The sequence below is a fragment of the Clostridium facile genome (assembly GCF_014297275.1).
Taxonomy (GTDB): Bacteria; Bacillota; Clostridia; order Oscillospirales; family Ruminococcaceae; genus Massilioclostridium; species Massilioclostridium facile.
Window position 1 is genome coordinate 504,204 of sequence record NZ_JACOQK010000001.1, and the last position, 16,841, is coordinate 521,044.

Here is a 16,841-nt window from a genome sequence, read left to right on the forward strand (position 1 = left end):
TTTTTTTAGAAAAACCGAAAACTACAAAAATAGTTTGGATAATATCTCCTATAAAATGGATTATTTTTTGTTTTGATCCCTTTCTTGTCGAATGAAAAAATTTCCCCTATAGCGCTTTATAAGAAGTTTCATAATATCGTAACATCAATCAAAAAAGGGAAACCAATTTGGTTTCCCTGGTTAGAGTGGATCAGGTGCTGCTGGTGGAATTGTCAATGATTAATTCTTTTTTGTTCCCTTTTTGCACTCGCTCTTTCATTAATTTGCTGACGAGCTCTTTAAACTCAGTGGATGCCATGGTTGCGCCGGCCACTGTGTCTACTTTGGAAATGTCCTGTTTTTCCTGTAATTGGTTCATCAGGTTTTCCCGGGCTACATTCTGATCCATATCGGGATTGACGCTCCGCCAGGTTTTGGCGTATTCCTCATCATCCGATTTTAGAGCAGAGCTGTCATCTTCTTTTTTCCAGTTGTAGGTGATGCTGGTAATTTTTTTATTGGCATCTACAGTTAAATCCACAAATGGAATATATCCGTGGACAGGGTTGGCGTATTCCGCATGGTAAACAGTATTGGTGTCTACAGTATCTTTTCCAGAACATCCTGTCAAACACCCCAACGCAACGATGCCAGTGAATAATATTGTTAAACTTCGTTTCATGAATATTCTCCTATCTTTATTAGAATGATAAAAGCATTGGTTTGCTTGACTTTATTATTCCAATTGTTTATGATTAAATGTAACTATTTTAGAAATAATCTATATTATAGAAATAAAAATTTAGGCATAGGAATAAAAAATGAACTTAAAAAAAATATTTTTTTCTGTTTTGGTAGTAATCTGTTGTATTGCGCTCCTGTGGATGGGGATACAACAGTCAGCTACTACGAAAAAGGTGGAGCAGACTGATTTTGCTTTGGATAGCCTGGTAACACAAACGGGACATGGAACCAACTGCAAGGAGGCATTCCAGCAGGTATCCAACTTGATGCGCCAAACAGATGAGAGGCTTTCCAGCTACCAACTGGAATCGGAAATATCCAAGATTAACCAATCCAATGGAGAATGGGTGCCGGTTTGTCGGGAAACTTTTGACCTGTTGCAGAGGGCACTCCAGTACTGCCAACAAAGTGATGGTGTTTTTGACATTACCATGGGTACGCTGATTGATTTGTGGGGGATTACTGGGGAAAACCCAAAAGTTCCAACTCAACAGCAGATTGACCAGGCGATGGAAACCGTTGGATGGGAAAATGTACAATTGGACCGGGAAGGATGTGCTGTCCGGTTAGCAAAACCAGGAACGAAAATAGAACTGGGCGGCATCGTAAAAGGAGCTGTTTCTGACCAGGCAGCAGAAATTTATAATATACAAAACGTCAAATCAGCTATATTTTCTGCTAATAGTAGTATTTATGTGAAAGGGACTCAGTTGGATGGTAAACCATACCAGTTGGGAATCCGTGATCCCAGAGGGACAGCTAATGACTTGATTGGTAATTTACAAGTATCTGATTGTTTTGTAGGGACATCGGGGGATTATGAGCGGTATTTTGAACAGGATGGTATCCGTTACCATCATATCCTGGACCCTCGGACAGGCTCGCCCTCCCAAACCGGACTGATGGGGATTACAGTAGTAGCAGATACAGGGATAGAGGCAGATTTTCTTTCCACCTGGCTGTTTATCATGGGCAAGGATTATGTAGAACAGCATTTGCAGGATTATCAAGTAATTGCCATTGACACGCAAGGGAAGGTTTTGATCAGCGATTCCTTGAAAAACCAATTCCAATTGTCAGAAGAGGCAGCATCCCAATATCAGATAGAAGGGACAAAATGAACCAAAACAAGAACCAGAAAATACGTATCGTTGAAATTGTTATAATTTTACTTATTGTAGGAGTTTGTGCTGGCATTTTTGCCTGGCAAAAGCTGTATCAAAAACCTGCGTTGTATGCAGAAATCTACCAAAACGACCAGTTAGTGGAAAAAATTTCTTTGTCGGATACAGAGGATAAAATTTTAACACTAGATGAACAAGGACGAGTACATGTGGAAATCAAAGACCATCAAATCCGGTTTTACCAGGTGGATTGTCCAGATAAAATCTGTGAACATACCGGTTGGCTCTCCAAATCCGGAGATCGGGCAGTTTGTATGCCAAACCGGTTTTACATTCAATTATCTGGGGAGGATAAAACATGAAACAACATCTTAAAGTCAAACAGCTTTGCCAGTTGGCACTTTTGTTTGCCCTGGCAGTGGTTTTGTCTTTTTTAGAGAATCTGATTCCACCTTTGGTAGTTGCCGTACCAGGGATTAAGTTGGGCTTATCCAATATTGTAGTTATGTACTGTCTATTTTACCTTGGGACAGGGTACAGTGGGATTCTGTTGCTATTAAAATTTGGTTTTGCTTTGCTAACAAGAGGGGTTACAGCGGCGTTTTTAGGGGCATGCGGTGGGATATGTTCTCTTCTTATCATGCTGCTTTTGGCAAAAGTATTCCATTGTTCCGCCTTTTTTACGAGCTGTTTTGGAGGGATTTTCCATAATATCGGGCAGCTGTTGGGTGCAAGCATCTTGTTAAACCAGGTTGTTTGGGCATATACGCCGGTTTTAGTAATTTCTGGCGTAATTATGGGGATAATAACAGGGAAACTCCTACAGGTAGTATTGCCCATCCTGCACCGTCAGGTGTTATCATCAAATACAAAAAAATAAAAGGAAAAAATCAAATTTAGATAACAATCTACAAAAGTTTTAACTAATTTTGATTGACTTCATGAACGGTTTATGATAAAATAAACTTAAATTTTTAACAAAACTTCCAGTCATATCCTAATAAAAACATCAGCTGCATGGTTTCCTTGCAAAAAGGAAATGTAAGTGTTGAGGATGGATGTGGTAGGACAGGTTTGTAATCAATAACATGATATGTTATCCATCCTTGTATTTTGTTTTTTATGAAATAAAAAGTTTGGGGAATGCAGCTGCCTAAACTCGAACGAAACATTAATTTTTGATTGTTTGGGGTAATCCTCTGTAGAAGCTGCAGAGGATTTTGCTTTATTATTTATAGAAATGGAGTGAAAGGTTTGTCTATCCAAAAAGCAATAAGAAGGTTGCCGGGCGTTAAGTTAAAGCACCATAAAAATACGGCGGATATGGAAACGGTTCGTATGCCTGCGCCAAAACAAGTTACCATTGTAATGACACAGCATTTGGGTGCCCCCTGTATTCCGTTGGTAAAAGTGGGGGATGAGGTCAAGTTAGGACAGAAAATCGGTGAAAACCGGGATCAACTCTCTGCCCCGATCTATTCCAGTGTTTCGGGCAAGGTAATTGCGTTAAAAGACTATACTACATTTGGAGGAAATTCCGTCCCTTCTGTGGTGATTGAATCAGATGGCCTGCAAACGGTGAGCGAAACCGTAAAACCCCCTGTGATTCGTACTAAGGAGGATTTTATCCAGGCGGTGTATGAAAATGGTATGGTCGGACTTGGTGGGGCAGGATTCCCCACTCATACAAAACTTTCATTTGAGGAAGGGAAAGTGGATACCCTTATTATTAATGGGGCGGAATGTGAGCCGTATATCACCTCGGATAACCGGGAATTAATTGAAAACGCCTCTGCTATCGTAAAGGGAATCCAGCAGATTCAGACCTATCTTGGGATCAAAAAAGTGATTATTGGCATTGAAGACAACAAAAAACAGGCGTTGCAATTGATGGGACAATTGACCGATAGCATTCCAGAGATACAGGTGATGTCTTTGACCTCACAATACCCGCAAGGGGCGGAAAAAGTGCTGATTTATGTCACCACAGGCAGGGTTGTAAAAGAGGGGCAGCTTCCAGCTGATGTTGGTGTTATTGTGATGAATGTCACCTCGATTTCCAAACTGGGCCGCTATCTAGAAACAGGTATGCCATTGACCGCGAAGCGTTTGACAGTGGATGGGGATTGTATCGCCAACCCACAAAATGTGCGTGTCCCCATTGGGACTTCCATCCAGGATGTGATTGATTTTTGCGGTGGTTTTACCAAGGAGCCAAAAAAAATTATCTGTGGTGGACCAATGATGGGGGTAGCAATTGAGGATTTATCCACCCCGATTATCAAAAACAACAACGCGATTTTGGCGTTTTCCAAATCCATGGCGGAACTGCCGGAAACGACTGCCTGCATTCGTTGTGGGAAGTGTTCCCAGGTCTGTCCTGTGCGGCTAATGCCTCGGAGCTTGGAAATCGCTTATGACGCGGGAAATGCGGAGGCATTGCAAAAGCTTTCGGTGAACCTTTGCATCAATTGTGGTTGTTGTTCCTATATCTGTCCAGCAAAAAGGAATCTGGCGCAGAAAAACCAGTTGGCAAAAGAACTGGTGAAAAAAGCCACGAAAAAATAAGAGAAATTTGGAATGGAGTGAACTTTGTTGGAAAATTTATTTGTGTCGCCATCACCGCATATTAGGGCGAAAAATACGACACGTTCCATTATGCTGGATGTGATTATTGCACTGGTTCCAGCTTTGATAGCAGGGACGGTGCTGCTGGGGATACGGTCTTTAGCAGTAACTGCAGTTTCGGTTGTCTCTTGTGTGTTTTTTGAATGGGCGTGCCGGAAATTAATGAAACGCAGCAATACCATTGGAGATTTAAGCGCTGTGGTAACGGGACTTTTGCTGGCAATGAACTTACCAGTCAATTTTCCCCTTTGGATGACAGTAATCGGTGCGTTTATTGCAATTGTATTGGTAAAACAGATGTTTGGCGGAATTGGGCAGAACTTTGCCAATCCAGCCATTGCCGCTAGGGTTGTGCTTCTGGTTGGGTTTACCACCCAGATGACGTCTTGGGAGGCTCCGGTATTTAGCAGCAATCCAGATGCGATTGCAGGGGCAACCCCTCTGGTTGATTTGAGTAAATATTCTGTTTCAGAACTGTTTTTTGGAAATGTAGGGGGATGTATTGGAGAAACCTGTGCTTTGGCACTAATTATCGGTGGCGTTTATTTGATCATCCGCCGTGTGATCAATCCAGTTACCCCTTTGGTGTACATCGGAATCGTATTTGCATTCTCCTTCTTGTTAGGGGAAGACCCAGTAAAGCAGATTTTCGCAGGGGGCTTAATGTTGGGGGCGTTCTTTATGGCAACCGACTATGCTACCTCGCCAATTACCACAAAAGGGAAGATTATTTTTGCTTTGGGCTGTGGCGTAATGACAGTGTTGATTCGGCAGTTCGGCAACTATCCAGAAGGGGTTTCCTTCGCAATTTTAATTATGAATATGGTTGTGCCATTTATTGACCGTGGCACAAAACTAAAACCAGTGGGGAGGAAATCATAATGGCAAACACAGCAAAACATATTATCCGTCCCACTGTGGTATTAGTTGCCATTGCGATTGTAATTTCCGGCGTGGTATCAGTGGTGTACAACCTCACCAAACTGCCGGAAACTGTGGGCTTATCCGAAGCCGCTACCGCAAAGGCAACCGAGCTGATGGGTACTGACCAGCTCACCACAATTTTAAATGACAACTATCCAGAAGAAGTAACTGGAGCTGCGAAAACCGAAAATGGCGAATATGTGATTGGCGTCACCTCCACTGGATACGGTGGAGAAATGGAACTGGTAGTGGGGTTCCAATCCGATGACAGCGTGAAAGGCGTGGCGATTGTCAGCGCCCAGGAAACCCCCGGCATCGGGACAAAAGTAACCGAAGGGGACGAATTTACCAAACAGTTCGCGGGCTTGCAGGGCACCGCTACAATCGGAGAAAATGTAGATGCTATCACAGGTTCTACCATTTCCTCGAAAGCGGTTACCACTGGTGTAAATACCGCAATAGAAGCATTATCCCTGGTAAAAGAGGGGAAAGAACAGGAAGGAGGGGGACAATAATGTCCAACATGAAGATTTTTATCAACGGTTTAATCAAAGAAAATCCGGTTTTGGTTTTAATGATTGGCATGTGCCCTTCTTTGGCTGTTACCACAGCGGCTTCCAATGGAATTGGTATGGGGTTGGCAACTACGTTTGTACTCCTTGGTTCCAATATTGTAATTTCGCTGCTGAAAAAAGTCATTCCTGGGGAAGTACGGCTTCCAGCGTATATTGTCATTATTGCCGGATTTGTAACCATCATTGGCTTTTTGTTAGAACGGTATTTTCCAGATTTAAATAAAGCGTTGGGGTTATATGTGGCGTTGATTGTGGTAAACTGTATTATTTTGATGCGGGCGGAAACATTCGCCAGCAAAAATTCCGTTGGGAAATCCGCGATTGACGCTCTGGGAACTGGACTTGGATTTACCCTGGCTTTAGTAGTGATTGGGTCCATCCGTGAAATTTTTGGGGTTGGTACCTGGTTTAATCTACAGGTTTTGCCAGAATCCATCCCTCCAATGACGATTTTTATCAACCCAGCAGGAGGATTTTTTGTCATGGGGATTGTCATTGCTGTGGTGAATAAACTTACCAAAGGCAAGGTTGCCAAAAAGAAAAAAGCCTGTCCATCCTGTGAAGGGTGCAATGGATGCGGAGGTGCTGAATAATGGAAAACATGTTAATGATTTTTTTCAGCGCCATCTTTGTCAACAACTTTGTATTGGCGAAATTCTTGGGGATCTGCCCGTTTTTAGGGGTATCTAAAAAGTTGAATTCCGCCGTAGGGATGAGCCTTGCCGTAACCTTTGTTATGGTAATGTCTACTCTGATCACCTATCCGGTTTATATGTACCTGCTCAAACCATTTGGGCTGGAGTACCTGAATAAAATCGCGTTTATTTTGATTATCGCCATGTTTGTGCAGCTGGTTGAAATTGTGGTGAAACGGTTTTTGCCACCATTGTACCACGCTTTGGGGGTTTACCTGCCTTTGATTACCACAAACTGCGCTGTACTTGGTGTGACTGTTTTGAATATTGATAGCCAATATACTCTGTTGGAATCCCTGGTTAACTCGTTTGGCGCGGGCATCGGCTTTTTGCTGGCTTTGGTGCTGTTTAGTGGAATCCGGGAAAAGCTGGAGAACTGCAATATTCCAAAATCGTTCCGTGGCATGCCATCTACCCTGATCGCCGCCTCTATTTTAGCGGTATCTTTTATGGGATTTGGCGGCATCATCGAAAATATTTTTGGTTAGGAGGGAGAAAAGATGTTTGAATTATATTTCCTGCCAATTCTTATTTTCATCGGGCTTGCGTTACTAGCGGGGTTGCTGCTTTCCATCGCCTCGGTATTCTTAGGGGTAAAAGAGGACGAAAAGGTAGAAAAAATCCGGGATTGTCTACCAGGTATCAACTGTGGTGCTTGTGGTTATAGTGGCTGTGATGACTATGCAAAAGCGGTTGCCAACGGGGCTGCGCCAAACCAGTGTGTTCCAGGGGGACCCAGTGTAGCCAAACAGGTTGCGGAAATTATGGGGGTAGAAGCAGGGGCTATTGAGAAAAAAGCCGCTTATGTCCATTGTAACGGAAACCTCCATGCAACCCATTCCAAATATGATTACCAGGGGGAACTGACCTGCCAGGCAGCATCTAAGCTGTATTCCGGTGACAAAGCTTGTGCTTATGGTTGCCTGGGCTATGGGGATTGCAGCAAAATCTGCCCAGTAGAAGCGATTTCCTTACAGGACGGGGTTGCCTGGGTGGATGAGGAGACCTGTATTTCCTGCGGTAGATGTGTGGACACCTGTCCCAAAAATTTAATCCATTTAAAACCGGTGAATAAGCCTGTTGTTGTAGCTTGTAATAACCCGCAACGTGGTAAGGCCGTTATGAATGTGTGCAGTAACGGATGTATTGGATGTGGAAAATGTCAACGTACCTGTCAATATGATGCCATCCATGTGGAGAACTTTATTGCCAGGATTGATTATGAAAAATGTACTTCCTGTGGGGAATGTATTGAGCAATGCCCTGTCAACTGTATCCACCGCTTGCCTTAAATAAGTTTTTCATCAACTTTCTATCAAAACAAAAGCGTATGTATTAGAAAATACATACGCTTTTTCTCATATTGGCGTTACCGTATTATTTCATCAGTCGTTTGATGTTATTGTATTGATTCATAAATGGGCAGTAATCTAAAAAATCAAATTCTTCTATATAAAACCCCATTTGAAACGAAATACCATACAATGCAATAAACTGGTAGCTAGATCATAAATTTGATTCTGCGGGCGGTTTCGGCATCCCTGGATTTTGGCACAGCCGCAAGGATAAAGTTTACCTGGCTAATGTGCTGGATTAAGGTACAGGCTTCGCCGTGGGGGGATACCCCTTTAAAGAGAATCATATTATCGTTGATACATTGGATTTCTTCCGCAAACATGGTCAGGGATTGCCCAAATCCACCTAATTTTAAGGCGATTTCCTGATGTTCCTCCAAGTTTTGCTCAAATGCTTGGATTGCATTTAGGATTTCTTTCAACGGTGGGTTTCCGGTAACAGCTGATTTTCCGGAAGCATTTAAATAATTCAGTTCCATAACATTCTCCTTAAACTAAATTTCTAATCCCTATTATTATACTGGACAAAAAAGGGTTTGTCCAGCAGGAAAAATTTACAAGTGTAAAAATCTTGACAAGGATATTTTAATATTGTATTATATTAGTAATTATTATTGTAATTATTATCGAGACAAGGAGAACTACGATGAAATACTCAAAACAGCGGGAGATTATCCTGGACTATGTAAAGAAAAATTTAGTGCATCCTACTGCAAATCATGTGTATTCTTCTTTAAAAAAAGAGCATCCTAATCTTAGCTTAGGTACAGTTTACCGCAATTTAAACCAACTGGCTGAACTTGGGATGATCCAAAAGATTGAAGTAGCAGGGGCACCAGACCGTTTTGACGGCAATATTACCCCTCATTATCACGCAATATGTGTGAAATGTAACGAAATGTTCGATTTCCAGATTGATCCTAAGCAACTGGATTTAACTTCAGCAATTAAAGGAGAAGGATTCCACCAGATTGTCAGTTGTGATGTAAGCATTAAATGTGTTTGTGAACACTGTGCCTCGGTAAAAAATAGCTGATTACAGGAGTAACCTGTAACCGGCATATGATGAGGTGTTCGTATGAATCTAAAAGGAACAAAAACAGAACAGAATTTATTAACTGCTTTTGCCGGTGAATCACAGGCTCGCAATAAGTACACCTACTATGCCAGCCAGGCGAGGAAACAGGGGTATGAACAAATTGCGGCCATTTTTGAGGAAACAGCCCATAATGAGTGCGCCCATGCGAAACTGTGGTTTAAACTGCTAAACCAGGGGATTCCACAGTTGGATGAATGTTTGCGGGATGCTGCTGCTGGGGAAAATTATGAGTGGACAGAGATGTACGCTGAATTTGCCAAAGTAGCGGAAGAAGAAAACTTCCCTCAAATCGCCAATATGTTCCGTGGGGTGGCGGAGATTGAAAAAAGCCACGAACAACGGTACACTACTTTACTGGAAAATCTGCAGAATGGCAAAGTGTTTGAAAAAGATGGGGAATACGCATGGATTTGCCGGAACTGCGGCCATATCCACTTTTCGGATAAGGCGCCGGAAGTTTGCCCTGTATGTGCCCATCCACAAGCCTATTTTGAATTACATGTAATAAACTATTAACCCCAAAAATTCTGTTTTCGGAAAGTGGATTGGAAAGGAAATTTATTCTATAGAATATTGGCTTTATTAGAGACGGTGTGGTGTTTTGCCATGCCGCCTTTGTTTTTGACCGAAATTTTTTATCTGGTATATTTGGTAGGATTACTGATAGAAGCTTTGTTCAATGCTTTTGTAAAAGTTGGTTTACGCCCTTTATCGTTTCTGATTCTATGCCATACTGATATTTTAAATTTTTATTTCCAGCATGAATGGTAGATTTTATGCTGCCAAAGAGATATAATAGGCTTATCAATTCCTGTAATGGGATTATCACTGATAAAGGATGGGAGTTTTCTATATGGATACCTTGGAATTTAATATCATCGTTTCCATTCTCTTGGTTCCGATAAATTTATTCTGCTCATTTTGGATTTTTAAGGAAGCATTAAATCAGGCTGGCGTGACCTTTGGCGAGGCATTACGCCATTTTGCCAACAAACCTTTGGTGGGAACTTCCCGTACCAGGTTACAAAAAAACCAGAGGAGGATATTTCACTATCTGGCGGAAAAGGCGGAAGATCCTGAACAAATAAGGAAACTGTTACGCTGGTATGGGATTAGCACTTTACCGGGGCTTGCCGCATTGATACTTGCTGAGTTTGGCATCATCATCCCTTTTGCCAACAAGGAACAGTATATCTTTGCCGGCAATATTATCCTTGCCTTCATCAATATTGCTCTTGTGGTAGTGGGGAAAGTTTACAGGCAAAACCATCCTATGGAGGAACGGATGGCGGAAAAACTTGCGATAAAGTATGAAAGGGAGAAATCCAAACATAGAGGGAAACGGATTATTGCGTGCACAGTGGTAGGTAGTATCTTTCTCTTGTTTTTCATCGTAAGCCATTTGGCTGCTACACAGCTTATAAATCATCAAACCACCAGTATACAGCCGCCATCCATCACCGGAAACCTTCACTTTTCAGATGTACATACGGCTTTGTCTGACAAAGGGTTTGAAACCGCAAACATAGCCACAACCTACTGGTTTTATGATGAACACAAACTCACCAATGTGGTGGCTGGCGTAAAAGGGGAAACAACCTTTGAGTTTTACGAATATTCGGATGGAGAAACAACCGATGGGGTGTATAACCGTATCTCATACGATATTGCACCGGAATTGGAGTTTGACCAGCGTGCTGAACATGAAACAGAACTGCCTGGCGGAGGAAAACAGTTTGCCATCACACAAAACGGAGTTTACAGCCTTGTGTTGTATCAAAATAATACGGTGATTTACGCCTGTTCCTCCGCCCATCCAGACGAAATACAGTATATTCTAGATTCACTGGGGTATCTTACGGAAAATACAGCAGGTTAAATGTTTACCAGCAGGATTTGATAGATAGAAAGGGAATGTTCGATTATATTGAGATAATAAAATTTGTACTACAGTAGGGAAATTGGTTTTACCTTTGACAGCGGAACCTAGATCTAGAAACTGTTTCCATTTTGCTTTTCGACCCTTCAGTAACATAGAAACCAAACTTGTAAAAAATAGAACCGGTACCTTTGAGAGTAATGCTCAAAAGATACCGGTTTTTTCTATTTGATAGTTTTGTACAGTTTTTGATTACTTACGGGAAATTTAGGCTCTGCAGCAAATTTCTACGTAAAAGGATTTACGGAGTAAAGACAGCAAACGCAACTAGAAATTTTACGTTTAAACCACCGAAATCAACCCTGATTTGATGAATATTGCCAAAGTAACGTTCTGATTCCTGAATCCGGACAACGGCAAACGGCTATAGCTCTTCTTCCGTCCCTTCCAGGCTATCAGAAGGAGAGTTTTCATTTTGCAACGCTTCGGTAATATAATCTTTTGCTTCTTCTACCGAAAGAAATTCCGCTTTGGAAACCACGGTTCCGTCTACGACCAAAGCTGGGGTATATAATACACCATAGCGTACAATATCCCGATTATCGCTAAGGTAGAGTACTTTGTCATCAAACCCCAGTTCTTGTACTGCCTGTTGGACATTGGCCAGGTTTTGTTTATGCCGCCTGCCAAATCCGCCTAACACAATAAAACGACTTTGTTCTTTTGGCTTTCCAAATGGGTAAAGTTCCCGTTCTTCTTCCCGAATCCGTCTTTTTTCTTTCCATTGTTCCAATTTATCTCCGATAAATCCCATTGATTAATTCTCCATTTCTGTTTCAATCTGTTCTACTGGTAATTCTATGACAAGGGCATTCCCTAGCAGGTCTGTTTGGCGGTAGTTAAACAGGAGGTAACATTCTTGCTGTTGGCCTGTAAGGGGATGAAAAGGAAATTTTTCTAAATGTGCCATTCGATATATCTGTAGCCCGTTCAGGTTTTGGTAGTCTGGAAGATAGGTTTTGATATTTTCCGGCTGGTTATAGAACTGGTAAATTGGCTGTTTTTGTTCTGTGGTTAGGTCGTTTGGAATCCAAGACGGGATTTTTTTCGCCTTTTCGTGGGAGTACAGGTCGAATTTCGCCAGCCACTGGAAATATTCCAAATTTCCTTTGGGGAGTTCCATTAGGAATTCATATAAAATAGTATATGCCTGTTCTTTGGTATGGCTAACCTTGTGGTAGCCTTTTTTCTGGTAGAATCCTGCTAAGTTCTCATATAGGGAGAACGGGGTAGGGAATAGGGTCTCCAAATAGCGGATACAGGCTTTAAAACGGTTAGAATTGTAATATTGCTCCACCATTTCCTCTATCATTTTTAGTTGCAAGGTCCGTTCAAATGGCAGCCATCTGGTAAAGAGGACTTCATATGGAGCAGTTTTCCGACAGGTAATCCCCAATTCTTTTTGGCGCCGCTCTAAATCCGACCCCTTTAGCAGTTTTAAAAATCCCAATTGAAATTGATCCGGATGCAAAGCGTATACATCGTTAAAGGATTTTCCAAAACTGTGATAGTCCTCATGGGGAAGCCCGGCAATTAAATCCAGATGAAGGTGGATGTTTTTGTTTTTCTGCAAGGCAGCTACTACCTGGGCAATTCGGTCAAAGTTATTTTTTCGGTGGATTTCCTTCAAGGTTTTTTCGTTGGTGGTCTGGATGCCAATTTCAAACTGGAAGAGCCCTTTTCTTGCGGTTTGTAAAAAGGAAATAGATTCTTCATCCAGTGTATCCCCATTGATTTCACAATGGAAATTGGTAATGCCATTATCATGTTCCGCTACATATTTCCAAATATGCAGGGCGTGATGCTTGTTGCAGTTAAACGAACGGTCTACAAATTTAACCTGTTTCACCCGATGGTCCAAAAAGAACTGTAAATCTTGTTCCACCCGTTGCTCCGAAAGCAGCCTTACCCCCTTTTCGATAGAGGAGAGGCAGTAAGCGCACTGATATGGACAGCCGCGGGAAGATTCATAATAGATAATCCGGTTTTGGAACTGTGCCATCCGTTCATCGTCATAAACAAATGGGATATCATCCAAACGCAAAGGGGGTTGAGGAGGGTTCTCGACCAATTGGGAACCAATTTTCCATGTTAGCCCTTTTACACTGTCAAGACTGACCTTATTCTGAAGAGCCTGTACCAATTCCGCAAAGGTTTTTTCCCCTTCACCACGGATGACCATATCCACTGGATAGGATTCTAGTAGTTCTTTGGAGTTGTAGCTCACTTCCGGTCCTCCCAATACAATAGTTATATCAGGAGCAACTTGTTTTAACTGCACCACAAGGCGCAAAATCATATCAATATTCCAAATGTAACAGGAAAAGCCCACAATATCCGGATGTTCCTCAAATAATTCCCGTAATATCAGCTCTTCCGGCTGGTTGATGGTGTATTCCCGTATTTCTGGCATAATGCCAGTATGTAGCTGTGTATATTTTTGTATACTTCGGATTGCCAAATTGGAATGGATGAACTTGGCGTTTAAAGATACTAGGATAAACTTCATATTCATTTCCTTCGATTGGTTAAAATTACATCAGAAAGCAAAGTTAAGCTCTGATGGTAAAATACATATTTTATTAGTATACCATATTTTTTGATTTATTTCATGAAAACATTTTAAAAAATCCGTTGCCCTATCAATCAAAACAAAACAACAAATTGATTTTATATAATCATAAAACTGTCTTATATGAGACAGTTTTTTAGAAAATCACCCTTATTTTTATGTTTTATTTTAGAATTAATAATAAAATAATCATATATATGTAAATTTTATCGTAAAACATGTCAAAATTGTGCAGCTTATCTGGAAAGAAAAAACTTGACAATTATCACGGAATAAGGTATGATAAGGGTAAATCATAGGAAGGTAAGGCAAAATTCTATGGAACATCCATACAATCCAGATGCTTTTCAAGCCAATGATCTGACTGAATCAGAAGCAGGGCGATTGGTGGAAACCTATATGGGGCTTGTTGTAAAACTTGCATCCAAGTTCCATGTGGACGGAATGGAGCAGGAAGACCTGATCCAAGAAGGGTTGATTGGGTTGCTAGACGCAATTCGCACCTATCAGTTGGATCGAGATACTTCGTTCCAGACATATGCCAGTACTTGTATCCGCAACAGGATTTTAAAAGCAGCTCAAAGTGCGGCTGCAAAAAAACATAGTTTGCTGAACCAATCCCTTCCTTTGGAAGAATCTATTGTAGTGGATTCTTCTGAGCCGGCAGACCCTGAGTTGTTGTTTCTTGCCAAAGAAAAACAACAGGAAATGAACCGGCAAATCAAAATACTTTTGTCTTCGTTTGAGAAGGAAACCTTGTTTTTGTATCTGCAAGGCTACAGCTACGATGCGATGTCAAAACGGCTGCATGTACCAAAAAAGTCGGTTGACAATGCCCTGGTTCGAATCCGGAAGAAGCTAAAGTTTTTAGTAAATTAGCGCATGTCCTATATCATCCATGGCCCGGTAGCTTAAAGCAGAGCGTTGTTTTTTCAAAGGTGATGGTGCGAATCCGTCTGGGGCAAATATTATTGTTATTTAAGAGAGGTTTTTCAAATGTACGAAGACAAAACATTAACTTGTAAAGAATGTGGAGCAGAATTTGTTTTTACCGCTGGTGAACAAGAATTCTACGCTGAAAAAGGGTTTGTTAATGAACCACAAAGATGTAAAAGCTGCCGTGATGCCCGTAAAAACGCATCCAAGGCAAGCAGAGAAATGTATACTGCAACCTGTGCTTCCTGTGGTGGAGAAGCAAAAGTTCCTTTCCAACCACGTGAAGACCGTCCAGTTTATTGCAGCGAATGCTTCGCTAAAATGAGAGAAGAATAATTTCTTTTTTTGATACCTTTTACCCGGGATTTTTATCCCGGGTTTTTCTATTTTACTTGACAATTTTTTGGTACTGTGGTAGGCTAATGGACAGAACTGAATAACAGGGGGAGCTTGTATGGCAGGCTGAGAGGAAGTAATCAAACTTCGACCCTAAGAACCTGATTTGGATAATGCCAGCGTAGGGATATAGGTTGTATTTCAGCAATACCTTCTTTGCGGTGGCAAAGCTGGGTATTGTTTTTTTATGCCCGGTGATACTCCGCCATTTGCTCGGCAGAGTTTAAAAATCCAAACCATGCAATGAAAGAAAGGATGTTTTGCCGTGTATACAACACAGATGGATGCAGCAAAAAAAGGAATTATCACCAAAGAAATGGCGGCTGTTGCCAAAGAGGAACAGATTCCGGAAACAGAGTTAATGGAACTGGTTGCGAAAGGCCAGGTAGTAATCCCTGCAAACAAAAACCATACCTGTTTAAAACCTCATGGGATTGGCAGCAAACTAAAAACAAAAATCAATGTTAATTTAGGAACCTCTAAGGACTGCCTGGATTTAGATGTTGAGATGAAAAAAGTAATGACCGCTGTTGATTTGGGTGCGGAAGCTATTATGGATTTAAGTTCATTTGGCGATACCCAGGTGTTCCGCAGAAAATTAACCGCCGAATGTCCAGCTGTTTTGGGTACTGTGCCAATTTATGACGCTGTGGTATATTATAATAAAGCGTTAAAAGCGATTACCTCCCAGCAGTGGATTGATATTGTAAAAATGCACGCCGAAGATGGTGTGGATTTTATGACCATCCACTGTGGCATCAACAAAGAAACCGCAAAGCGTTTTAAACAGGCAAAACGCCATACCAATATCGTCTCCCGTGGGGGTTCCATTATTTTTGCGTGGATGGAGCTGACAGGGAACGAAAACCCATTTTATGAGCATTTTGATGAAATTTTGGATATTTGCCAGCAATACGATGTTACTTTAAGCCTGGGGGATGCCTGCCGTCCAGGAAGCATCGAAGATGCGGGAGATATTTCTCAAATTGAGGAATTGGTTACCTTGGGCGAACTGACCATGCGGGCGTGGGAAAAGAACGTCCAGGTAATGATTGAAGGGCCAGGACATATGCCTTTGAACCAGATTCGTGCGAATATGGAAATTCAGCAGACCATCTGTAAAGGGGCGCCTTTTTATGTGTTAGGGCCTTTGGTAACCGATGTCGCTCCAGGGTATGACCATATTACCGCAGCCATTGGTGGTGCAATTGCCGCAACTTATGGAGCTTCTTTCCTCTGCTATGTGACACCGGCAGAACATCTTCGCCTGCCAACTGTAGACGATGTAAAAGAGGGGATTATCGCCTCTAAAATTGCCGCCCATGCCGCTGATGTTGCCAAAGGGGTAAAGGGTGCGAAAGACTGGGATTACCAGATGAGCGAAGCACGCCGCAACCTGGACTGGGAAAAACAGTTTGAGCTGGCCATGGACGGAGAAAAAGCAAGAAGATACCGTGCGGAATCCACTCCGGAACGGGAAGACACCTGTACCATGTGCGGAAAAATGTGTGCAGTACGCAATATCAATAAAATCCTGCGTGGCGAAGATGTAGACATCATGGATTAATAAACATAACAAAAAACAGCCAGCCTCATTTCAATAGGGCTGGCTGTTTACATTAGAGTAAAATTGAATCCATTTTGGTTCTGTCAGAGGGAAAGTTTTGAAACAATCAAAAACAATCCTATAAAAACATCGCAATAATCTTAAAGTACAGTGAAAAATATATCAGTGTGGCTTTCAATCCAATATTACGAAGCATAACCTACTAGACAGTCATTGCTTATAAACATGGAAAGTCAGCATTACTAACATTTTGGTGCTATACAAAAAGTTTACCATGATGATTTTCGCTTCATTTATGATAAGGTTAT

19 protein-coding genes and 1 riboswitch are annotated in these 16,841 nt (G+C 41.6%); of the genes, 15 read left to right on the forward strand and 4 right to left on the reverse strand.

Annotation, left to right across the window (positions count from 1 at the left end):
* Window positions 1–190 precede the first annotated feature (190 nt).
* Entirely contained in the window at window positions 191–661 is a 471-nt protein-coding gene (locus tag H8Z77_RS02090) for an FMN-binding protein (protein WP_186996026.1), read from the reverse strand.
* Window positions 662–800: 139 nt separating this feature from the next.
* Between H8Z77_RS02090 and H8Z77_RS02095 the strand changes: the two genes are divergently transcribed.
* The 9 genes from H8Z77_RS02095 to H8Z77_RS02135 all read left to right on the forward strand — a co-directional run bounded on the left by H8Z77_RS02095 (window position 801) and on the right by H8Z77_RS02135 (window position 7,961).
* Window positions 801–1,844, forward strand: a complete 1,044-nt coding sequence (locus H8Z77_RS02095) for an FAD:protein FMN transferase (RefSeq protein ID WP_186996027.1) — start codon at window positions 801–803, stop codon at window positions 1,842–1,844.
* On the forward strand, window positions 1,841–2,209 hold the full coding sequence (locus H8Z77_RS02100) for a NusG domain II-containing protein (protein WP_069988440.1): 369 nt from the start codon (window positions 1,841–1,843) through the stop codon (window positions 2,207–2,209). The genes H8Z77_RS02095 and H8Z77_RS02100 overlap by 4 nt, the downstream gene beginning before the upstream one ends.
* Entirely contained in the window at window positions 2,206–2,727 is a 522-nt protein-coding gene (locus H8Z77_RS02105; RefSeq protein WP_186996028.1) for a Gx transporter family protein, read from the forward strand. Before H8Z77_RS02100 ends, H8Z77_RS02105 begins: the two co-directional genes overlap by 4 nt.
* A 374-nt stretch (window positions 2,728–3,101) precedes the next feature.
* Window positions 3,102–4,415 (forward strand): electron transport complex subunit RsxC, encoded by a 1,314-nt coding sequence (rsxC, locus tag H8Z77_RS02110; RefSeq protein ID WP_083256420.1) that lies wholly within the window; start codon window positions 3,102–3,104, stop codon window positions 4,413–4,415.
* A 27-nt stretch (window positions 4,416–4,442) separates the two neighbouring features.
* Window positions 4,443–5,357 (forward strand): RnfABCDGE type electron transport complex subunit D, encoded by a 915-nt coding sequence (locus H8Z77_RS02115; protein ID WP_186996029.1) that lies wholly within the window; start codon window positions 4,443–4,445, stop codon window positions 5,355–5,357.
* The gene (locus tag H8Z77_RS02120) at window positions 5,357–5,914 is read left to right on the forward strand and encodes an RnfABCDGE type electron transport complex subunit G (RefSeq protein ID WP_186996030.1); all 558 of its coding nucleotides are present in this window, start codon (window positions 5,357–5,359) and stop codon (window positions 5,912–5,914) included. Before H8Z77_RS02115 ends, H8Z77_RS02120 begins: the two co-directional genes overlap by 1 nt.
* Window positions 5,914–6,567, forward strand: a complete 654-nt coding sequence (rsxE, locus tag H8Z77_RS02125; protein ID WP_069988444.1) for an electron transport complex subunit RsxE — start codon at window positions 5,914–5,916, stop codon at window positions 6,565–6,567. The genes H8Z77_RS02120 and rsxE overlap by 1 nt, the downstream gene beginning before the upstream one ends.
* Complete coding sequence (locus H8Z77_RS02130; RefSeq protein ID WP_069988445.1) at window positions 6,567–7,157, forward strand: electron transport complex protein RnfA; 591 nt, start codon at window positions 6,567–6,569, stop codon at window positions 7,155–7,157. The genes rsxE and H8Z77_RS02130 overlap by 1 nt, the downstream gene beginning before the upstream one ends.
* A gap of 12 nt (window positions 7,158–7,169) precedes the next feature.
* Window positions 7,170–7,961 (forward strand): RnfABCDGE type electron transport complex subunit B, encoded by a 792-nt coding sequence (locus tag H8Z77_RS02135; RefSeq protein ID WP_186996031.1) that lies wholly within the window; start codon window positions 7,170–7,172, stop codon window positions 7,959–7,961.
* Between the two features lie 209 nt (window positions 7,962–8,170).
* Here H8Z77_RS02135 and H8Z77_RS02140 read toward each other — a convergent pair whose 3' ends face one another.
* Entirely contained in the window at window positions 8,171–8,503 is a 333-nt protein-coding gene (locus tag H8Z77_RS02140; protein WP_069988447.1) for a DUF6173 family protein, read from the reverse strand.
* 167 nt (window positions 8,504–8,670) lie between these two features.
* Here H8Z77_RS02140 and H8Z77_RS02145 point away from each other — a divergent pair, with 167 nt between their 5' ends.
* The 3 genes from H8Z77_RS02145 (at window position 8,671) to H8Z77_RS02155 (ending at window position 11,002) form a co-directional block, all read left to right on the forward strand.
* A complete protein-coding gene (locus H8Z77_RS02145) occupies window positions 8,671–9,060 on the forward strand; it encodes a Fur family transcriptional regulator (RefSeq protein ID WP_069988448.1) in 390 nt (129 codons plus the stop codon).
* 42 nt (window positions 9,061–9,102) lie between these two features.
* Window positions 9,103–9,639 (forward strand): rubrerythrin, encoded by a 537-nt coding sequence (gene rbr, locus H8Z77_RS02150; RefSeq protein WP_069988449.1) that lies wholly within the window; start codon window positions 9,103–9,105, stop codon window positions 9,637–9,639.
* 337 nt (window positions 9,640–9,976) lie between these two features.
* The gene (locus tag H8Z77_RS02155) at window positions 9,977–11,002 is read left to right on the forward strand and encodes a hypothetical protein (RefSeq protein WP_186996032.1); all 1,026 of its coding nucleotides are present in this window, start codon (window positions 9,977–9,979) and stop codon (window positions 11,000–11,002) included.
* Between the two features lie 424 nt (window positions 11,003–11,426).
* On the opposite strand, the gene H8Z77_RS02160 is transcribed toward H8Z77_RS02155, so the two are convergent.
* Both H8Z77_RS02160 and H8Z77_RS02165 read right to left on the reverse strand, forming a co-directional pair.
* On the reverse strand, window positions 11,427–11,816 hold the full coding sequence (locus tag H8Z77_RS02160) for a thioredoxin family protein (protein WP_186996033.1): 390 nt from the start codon (window positions 11,814–11,816) through the stop codon (window positions 11,427–11,429).
* A gap of 3 nt (window positions 11,817–11,819) precedes the next feature.
* Complete coding sequence (locus H8Z77_RS02165) at window positions 11,820–13,571, reverse strand: B12-binding domain-containing radical SAM protein (RefSeq protein ID WP_186996034.1); 1,752 nt, start codon at window positions 13,569–13,571, stop codon at window positions 11,820–11,822.
* Window positions 13,572–13,952: 381 nt separating this feature from the next.
* Here H8Z77_RS02165 and H8Z77_RS02170 point away from each other — a divergent pair, with 381 nt between their 5' ends.
* The 3 genes from H8Z77_RS02170 (at window position 13,953) to thiC (ending at window position 16,533) form a co-directional block, all read left to right on the forward strand.
* Window positions 13,953–14,513 carry a sigma-70 family RNA polymerase sigma factor gene (locus tag H8Z77_RS02170; RefSeq protein ID WP_069988452.1) on the forward strand — a complete coding sequence of 187 codons (561 nt, stop codon included), beginning with the start codon at window positions 13,953–13,955 and terminating at the stop codon, window positions 14,511–14,513.
* 117 nt (window positions 14,514–14,630) lie between these two features.
* Window positions 14,631–14,906, forward strand: a complete 276-nt coding sequence (locus tag H8Z77_RS02175) for a zinc-ribbon domain containing protein (protein WP_069988453.1) — start codon at window positions 14,631–14,633, stop codon at window positions 14,904–14,906.
* A gap of 96 nt (window positions 14,907–15,002) precedes the next feature.
* Window positions 15,003–15,111, forward strand: a riboswitch (TPP riboswitch).
* Between the two features lie 135 nt (window positions 15,112–15,246).
* Complete coding sequence (thiC, locus tag H8Z77_RS02180) at window positions 15,247–16,533, forward strand: phosphomethylpyrimidine synthase ThiC (RefSeq protein WP_069989491.1); 1,287 nt, start codon at window positions 15,247–15,249, stop codon at window positions 16,531–16,533.
* Window positions 16,534–16,841: the final 308 nt, after the last annotated feature.